The sequence below is a fragment of the Mycobacterium sp. TH-M106 genome (assembly GCF_057473765.1).
Window position 1 is genome coordinate 1 of sequence record NZ_JBYCLE010000151.1, and the last position, 7242, is coordinate 7242.

Genomic DNA, 7242 nt, shown 5'->3' on the forward strand with positions numbered 1-7242 from the left:
GTGAGCGCCTTGATCAGATCGTCGGCGTTGTCGGTGGCCGACTTCATTGCCCGTTGGCGCGACGCCAGCTCCGAGGCGGCAGCGTCCAGCAACGCGGCGTACACGCGGGTGGTCAGGTACCGGGGCAGCAGCGACTCGAAAACCGTCGTCGCGTCGGGCTCGAACGAATACAGCGTCCGCGGCCCGACGTCTTCTCCCACGTACTCGACCACCATCGGCGCAATCCGGTGCGCCTCAGCCGATTGCGACAACATCGACGTGAACTCGGTAGAGACGACGTGCAGCTCGTCGACACCACCGGCGCCGTCGGACTCAAGCTGCTCGCCCGCCCCGTCAGTACCGAGCATGAAGGCGTCGACCAAGGTAGTGGCGATCTCGGCGGCGTTCTCGTAGCTGGGTTGCTCCGAGAAACCCTTCCACGATCCAGTGATGTCCCAATGTCGGAACGTATAGTAGCTCAGTGCTTTACGGCCGACCGTGTAGAGAACCGGCGTCTTGCCCTCATCGCGCAGCAAGGAGAACAGTTCCTCGGCACGGCGAAAGACGTTGGCGTTATAGGCGCCACAGAGGCCGCGGTCAGATGACACCACCAAAACACCGGCTCGTTTGGGTTCGGGACGCTCGACAAGCAGCGGATGGTCCAGCGCGGCTTCGGCGGCAAGGGTGGTGAGCATGCGGGTGATCTCAACGGCGTAGGGCCGCGCCGACGCCAACCGGGTCTGCGCCCTGCCGATACGCGACGTGGCGATCAGCTCCTGGGCCTTGGTGATCTTTTTAATCGACCCGGCCGAGCGAATCCGCCCGCGCAGCTCGCGAAGTGTGGCAGCCATCCTGGACTATTTCTTCTTTTTCTTGGGTGCGGGCCGGTGGACCTGCACCGCTTCCTTGGCGAGTTTCTCTTCATCAAGGGCTTCGACGTGCTCGTCGGGCACCACCGAGCCGCCGCCGGTAGCGGCAAAGCCCTTCTTGAACTTGTTGATCACCTCGGTCAGCTTCGCAGCCGTCTCGTCGGTCAGCTTCTGAGATTCCCGGACTTCGGAGAGTATCTCCCCCGCCGATGCCCGAACATGGTCCAGGAACTCGGTTTCGAACCGCCTGATGTCTTCGATCGGAACCGAGTCCAAATGACCGCCGGTGCCCAAAAAGATCGAGACCACCTGCTCTTCGACCGGCATCGGAGCATACTGCGGCTGCTTGAGCAGCTCAACCAGCCGGGCGCCGCGCTCCAGCTGCGCCTTCGACGTGGCGTCAAGGTCGGAGGCGAAAGCCGCGAAGGCCTCCAGCTCGCGGTACTGCGAGAGGTCCAGCCGCAGCGAACCGGCCACTTCCTTCATGGCCTTGATCTGCGCGGCGCCGCCCACCCGGGACACCGACATCCCGACGTTGATCGCCGGTCGCACCCCCTGATTGAACAGGTCAGTCTCTAAAAAGCACTGTCCGTCGGTGATCGAGATGACGTTGGTGGGGATGTAGGCCGAGATGTCGTTGGCCTTCGTCTCGATGATCGGCAAGCCGGTCAGCGAGCCACCACCCAGCTCGTCGGAGAGCTTGGCGCAGCGTTCCAGCATCCGCGAGTGCAGGTAGAAAACGTCGCCCGGGTAGGCTTCGCGGCCCGGCGGACGGCGCAGCAGCAGCGAGATCGCCCGGTAGGCCTCGGCCTGCTTGGTCAGGTCATCGAAGATGATCAGCACATGCTTGCCCTGATACATCCAGTGCTGGCCGATCGCTGAACCGGTATACGGCGCAAGCCATTTGAAGCCGGCCGAATCCGATGCCGGTGCGGCGACGATGGTGGTGTAGTCCATCGCACCGCCCTCTTCCAGGGCCCGGCGCACGCTGGCGATGGTGGTGCCCTTCTGCCCGATGGCCACATACACGCAGCGCACCTGCAGGTTGGGGTCACCGGACTCCCAGTTCTGCCGCTGATTGAGGATGGTGTCCACGCACACGGCGGTCTTGCCGGTCTTGCGGTCACCGATGATCAGCTGGCGCTGACCACGGCCGATCGGCGTCATCGAGTCGATGGCCTTGATGCCGGTCTGCAGCGGCTCCTTGACGCCCTGGCGCTGCACCACCGACGGTGCCTGGATCTCCAGTGCCCGACGGTCCTCGGCGTCGATGTCGCCGCGGGCGTCGATCGGCTGACCGAGCGGGTTGACCACCCGGCCCAGGAATGCGTCACCGACCGGAACCGACAGTACCTCGCCGGTGCGTTTGACCTGCTGTCCCTCCTCGATCTGCTCGAAGTCACCGAGGATCACCGTGCCGACGCTGTGTTCGTCGAGGTTGAGCGCCACCCCCAGCACGCCGCCGGGGAACTCGAGCAGCTCCTGGGTCATCGCCGACGGCAGACCTTCGACGTGGGCGATGCCGTCGCCCGCGTCGATGACGGTGCCCACTTCCTCGCGAGTGCTCCCCGCGGAGAACGACCCCACGTACTCCTCGATCGCGCCCTGAATGTCTTCAGCGGAGATTGTCAACTCGGCCATGGCTTTTCGTCTTCCTGCTTTCGGTTTCGGGATGATGGTCGACAACTGGTGCTCAGTCCGGCAATTGGGCTTTCGCGGCGGCCAGACGCGACGAGAGTGAACCGTCGATCACCTCGTCGCCGACCGAGATGGCCAGACCGCCCAACAGCGCGGGGTCGATGTGCACCCGCACCGTCACCGGATGGCTGTAGATACGGCTCAGCACCGCGTCCAGCCGAGTGCGCTGGGCAGCACTGAGCTCGGCCGCGGCGCCGACGTAGGCCACCACCTCACCGCGGCGAGCGACCGCGAGTTGGGCCAGGTCGGCCACCGCCTGGTGAGCGGGTTGGCCGCGCAGCAGCCCGACGGTCTGCGCCAGCAGCGCAACGGTGATCGGGTTGACGCCGCCGCTGCTGTCCATCACGTTGCGCAGCAGACCGATCCGGCCCTGCGCCGGCGTGGTGTTATCACTGAGCAGCGTGTCCAGCCGCGGCTGGCCGTCGAGGATGCGGGAGAAACGGAACAGCTGGTCTTCCACCTCGTCGGCTTGGCCTTCACGTTCGGCGCGCAGCAGCAGCGTCTGCCTGGCCAGGTGTTCGATAGCGTCGACCAGATCGGTTTCTCTGGACCAACGAACCGATACCGCGGTCGTCATCAGCTGCAGTGCTGGGTCGCCGACGCGGCCGGTGAGCAGCCGTTCCGTCAGTCGGATTCTGGGCGCGGCGTCCTCGGCCGGCACGGTCAGCGACCGGGCCACCACGGTTTCGCGGTCGAGCAGGCTGGCGATTGCTGCCAGGTCTTCGGCGAGGGCGGACAGCCCAGGATCGTCCAGGCCGTCGGCCACCCTGGTGAACTGCTGCACCAAACCGTCCAGCGCCTGCCGACTGGCCGAGCGCATCGTGGTGAACACCGGATCTTCACTATCGGCCCGGTCCGCCGGCTTCGGTGCCATAGCGTCGAGCTCGTCGAGAAACCGGTCGACGGTGGCGGATTGCCGTGCCGGGTCGGCCACGTGGTCGCGGACCAGTTCCCCGGCGCGCCGCACGGATTCGGCACCGAGGTCGAAGCGAAGCTGGCGGATCGTCTGGGCGCGCAACAACCCGACCTGTTGGCCACCGGCCACCTTGACGCGTTCCGCCTCGACGTCGGCCTGGCCGCGCAGCTGTTCGGTGATGCGTTCGGCGTCGGCGCGGGCCTCTTCGGTGACCCGTTGCGCCTCCACCTCGGCATCGGCAACCGCCTTGCCGTGGGCTTGGCCTGCTTCGGCCAGCCGGTCGGCGGCTGCCGCCGCCGACTCCAACTGCTCACGCACCGACTGCTGTTGGTCGGCCATCAGTCGGCGCAGCGGCGGGACGACGAACCGCCACACAAACCACACGATGACCGCGAAGCCAGCCAGCTGTCCGATGAAGGTCGACATCTCCCGCTACCGCCCCCCGGTCTGCAAGGCCCCCGAGGCTCCCGAGGTGACGGGTGTTGGCCTCGAGCTCGCCGATTTCGCCGAGTCCACTGCGACGCCGAGGATCCGGCTGGCCAGGGTTGCCGAAAGAGTCTCCACCCGGGCGCGAAGCTCCTCAGCGACATCATCGCCTTCCCTCTTGAGTTGTTCGTTGGCGTTTTGCAGCGTCGATGCCACCTCCGCATCGGCAGCCGAGCGGAGGTCCTCGATGAGCTTGCGGCCCTCGGCCCGGGCATCGTCTCGAACCCTCGCCGCCTCGAGGCGCGCCGAGGACATCTTCTTCTCGTAGTCGGCGTCGGCGGCGGCAAATTGCTCAGCCGACGCCTTGTTGTCGGCGAGGGTCCGGGTGACCATGTTTTCGCGCTCACGCAACACCTTCATGATCGGTGGGACCACGAACGTCCCGATCACGGCGAGCACGATCACGAAGATGATCAGCACGACGAAGAAGGTGCCGTTCGGGAGCAGGAAGTTGTTAGCTTCGGCGCCCCCTTCAGCTATGTGGCGCGCAGTCATGTCACCCATCTCAGTGCGTCAGCCCAGCGGGTTGGCGAAGACGAAAAGCGCCATGAAGGCCAGGTTGATGAAGTACATGGCTTCCACCAGGCCGACGGTGATGAAGAACGGGGTGAACAGCCGGCCCTGGGCCTCGGGTTGACGGGCCACGCCTGCGATCAGCGCGTTGCCGGCGATACCGTCACCGATAGCCGCGCCGATCGCACCGCCCCCTAGGATCAGTCCACCGCCGATGAGAGCACCCATCGCGATTTGCGGGTCCATTCCTTCTCCTCACTTGTCAGCTGGTAGTGGCCTACCAGATCTCTACTAGGTCTTTACCAGATCCGTGTGACGCCTTGGTTACTCATGCTCTTGCATCTCCATCGCCTGGGCGAAGTACAAGATGGTCAGCAACGCGAAGATGAACGCCTGGATCAACCCGACGAACAGGTCGAACCCCTTCCAAATCGCGTTGGGCGCCCACAGGACGTATGGCGGAAACAGCGCGATCAACGCCACCAGGATGCCTCCGGCGAAGATGTTGCCGAAGAGTCGCAGCGACAGCGAGACCGGTTTGGCGATCTCCTCGACGACGTTGAACGGTGCCATGAACACGACATGGCCCTTGAGCACTCCTAGCAGGTGGCCCAGTATCCCACGGCGCCACATCCCGGCCAGGTGATAGCAGAGGAACACGAACAGCGCCAGCGCCAGCACATAGTTGATGTCCGCTGCCGCCGGGGAGAGCAGTTCGGTGCTGCGCGCTTGGGCATCGGTGTATTGCAGCGGCAGCACCGAGAGCCAATTGGAGATCAGGATGTACACGAAGATGGTGACCGCCAGCGGAAGTACGAACGGTGCGATCCGCATCCCGATCGCGCTTTCGATCTGGTTGCGCATGCCGACCGTGATCGCCTCGAAGAACAACTGCACACCGCCGGGCACGCCGGTCGAGGTGACCTTGACACGCAGAAAGAAAGCCAATCCGATCACGATCAGCCCGGCAATCGCCGACGACAGGATGGTGTCGGTGTTGACGGTGCCCACGAGGGGCCAGACGGCCGTGCGGTGTTCGCCGACCTCGATTGCGGCCTCGGCGAGGCTGGTCTGGATCATCGCTGCGGTGCCGTCCCTTCCGCGCCAAGATCCGCGTCGTCGCCCATGGAGCGGGCCCCACCGCGCAGCGTGTTCAACACCGGCAGCGCGGTGCTGGTCACCAGCAGCACCTCGAAGAGCGCCAGTCCGATCAGCACGCCCAGCCCCTGCGGCCGGAACAGGTAGGCAATTCCCAGGCCGATGACGGTGATGACCAACAGCCGGGTCGCGGAGTTCACCGCCATCTTCGACTTCAGCGGGTGGGCTTCGGCGGTGATCGACTGCACCGAGCGACGCACCAGCAGAGCGTTGACCAAGCCGAGCGCCAACCCCAAGCCCAAGAACACACCCATCATCGGCTGACCCAGCTCTCGGGCCGCGACAACGCCAGCCGCGGTCACGGCGACGCAGATGACGAGCAGCCGAACCGGCCGAAACACCGCAGAGGGCAACACCAACGGCGCATCCTGCGCTGGTGTCGTCACCACCTCACCCCACTCACCCCAATCTCAACCCAATCTCGCGTTCCCGAGCGCCACTTCTGTGACTTCTGCGCGACCTGCCGAGCGTATCGGATGCCAAACGCGCTGAAATCACCAAGGGGCAGGCACCGTAGCCGTACCACAAATCTACTACTGCTCGTCATAGACATTGTCGTTGCGTAACAGCGGGATCAGGGTGACGACCACCGCAACGACAATGGCGCCCAACATCACCGCGCCGGTGTAGCGCGGGTCGAAGAAGATGGTGCTGGCGGTGCCGAAGGCGACGATGCCCACCCAGAGGTAGATCAGCAGCACTACCCGGCGATGTGAGTGACCGATCTGCAGCAAGCGGTGATGCAGGTGCATCTTGTCCGGGTGAAAGGGACTGACCCCGGCCCGGGTGCGCCGGATGATCGCCAGCAGCAGGTCCAGCGCGGGGACGAACAGCACGGCTGCCACCAGCAGGAACGGTGACATCAAGGCGAAGACGTCGCGCGCACCGTAAGCGCTCTGCGAGATGGGGCCCGCGGCGGTGGTCGACGCGGCCGCCAGCATCAGGCCGATCAGCATCGATCCGGAGTCGCCCATGAAGACCTTGGCCGGCTGAAAGTTGTGCGGCAGAAAGCCCAGGCAGGCTCCGGCCAGCACCACCGAGATCACCGCCGGAGGGTAGTACAGCACGTCGCCGCCGTGGTATCGCAGCAGGCCCACGGAGAACATGCAGATCGCCAGCGCGGTGATCAAACCCAGGCCGGCCGCCAGCCCGTCGAGCCCGTCGACGAAGTTCATCGCGTTGACGATCGACACCGTCAGCGCCAAGGTGAGCAGGATCGAGGAGGCCTGGTCCAACACGACCGTACCCACCCCGCCCAAGGGGATGTACAGCACGCTCCACGCGACGCCCATGGTGACCAGCACACTGGCGGCGGTGATCTGGCCGGCGAACTTGGTCAGCGCGTCCAGTCCCCACTTGTCGTCCAGCAGACCGATGCCCATGATCACCCCGCCGGCCACCACCACCGCGGGCATGCCCGAGGAGTAGACGAAGCCGCGGGTGAGCGCCGGCAGCTGGGACGCCAGGAAGACGGCGGCCACGACGCCGAGGTACATCGCCAGGCCACCCATCCGAGGCGTCGGAGTCACGTGCACGTCGCGCTCGCGCGGATGGGCCACCGCACCCAGCCGGGTGGCCAGCACCCGCACCGGCCCGGTGGCGAAGTAGGTGATGATCGCCGCG

Annotated in this window: 8 protein-coding genes; all 8 read right to left on the reverse strand. The window is 65.4% G+C overall.

Annotation, left to right across the window (positions count from 1 at the left end; translation table 11 throughout):
• On the reverse strand, positions 1 to 830 hold an 830-nt coding region (locus tag AC2VOP_RS05425; RefSeq protein ID WP_486959997.1), incomplete at its 3' end, for a F0F1 ATP synthase subunit gamma.
• 6 nt (positions 831 to 836) lie between these two features.
• On the reverse strand, positions 837 to 2489 hold the full coding sequence (gene atpA / locus AC2VOP_RS05430; RefSeq protein ID WP_486959998.1) for a F0F1 ATP synthase subunit alpha: 1653 nt from the start codon (positions 2487 to 2489) through the stop codon (positions 837 to 839).
• A gap of 52 nt (positions 2490 to 2541) precedes the next feature.
• Positions 2542 to 3888: a F0F1 ATP synthase subunit B/delta gene (locus AC2VOP_RS05435; RefSeq protein ID WP_486959999.1), complete on the reverse strand. Its 1347-nt coding sequence runs from the start codon at positions 3886 to 3888 to the stop codon at positions 2542 to 2544.
• Between the two features lie 6 nt (positions 3889 to 3894).
• Complete coding sequence (locus AC2VOP_RS05440; RefSeq protein ID WP_486960000.1) at positions 3895 to 4452, reverse strand: F0F1 ATP synthase subunit B; 558 nt, start codon at positions 4450 to 4452, stop codon at positions 3895 to 3897.
• A 9-nt stretch (positions 4453 to 4461) separates the two neighbouring features.
• Entirely contained in the window at positions 4462 to 4707 is a 246-nt protein-coding gene (locus tag AC2VOP_RS05445) for a F0F1 ATP synthase subunit C (RefSeq protein WP_486955038.1), read from the reverse strand.
• Positions 4708 to 4785: 78 nt separating this feature from the next.
• On the reverse strand, positions 4786 to 5541 hold the full coding sequence (gene atpB, locus AC2VOP_RS05450) for a F0F1 ATP synthase subunit A (RefSeq protein WP_486960001.1): 756 nt from the start codon (positions 5539 to 5541) through the stop codon (positions 4786 to 4788).
• Entirely contained in the window at positions 5538 to 6005 is a 468-nt protein-coding gene (locus AC2VOP_RS05455) for an ATP synthase subunit I (protein WP_486960002.1), read from the reverse strand. The genes atpB and AC2VOP_RS05455 overlap by 4 nt, the downstream gene beginning before the upstream one ends.
• 147 nt (positions 6006 to 6152) lie before the next feature.
• On the reverse strand, positions 6153 to 7242 hold a 1090-nt coding region (locus tag AC2VOP_RS05460; protein WP_486960003.1), incomplete at its 5' end, for a glycosyltransferase family 4 protein.

What these genes read in the sequence shown, in the direction of transcription:
- atpA (WP_486959998.1), bottom strand. Translation starts at nt 2,489, where the DNA reads ATGGCCGAGTTGACAATCTCCGCTGAAGACATTCAGGGCGCGATCGAG.
- AC2VOP_RS05435 (WP_486959999.1), bottom strand. Translation starts at nt 3,888, where the DNA reads ATGTCGACCTTCATCGGACAGCTGGCTGGCTTCGCGGTCATCGTGTGG.
- AC2VOP_RS05440 (WP_486960000.1), bottom strand. Translation starts at nt 4,452, where the DNA reads ATGGGTGACATGACTGCGCGCCACATAGCTGAAGGGGGCGCCGAAGCT.
- AC2VOP_RS05445 (WP_486955038.1), bottom strand. Translation starts at nt 4,707, where the DNA reads ATGGACCCGCAAATCGCGATGGGTGCTCTCATCGGCGGTGGACTGATC.
- atpB (WP_486960001.1), bottom strand. Translation starts at nt 5,541, where the DNA reads ATGATCCAGACCAGCCTCGCCGAGGCCGCAATCGAGGTCGGCGAACAC.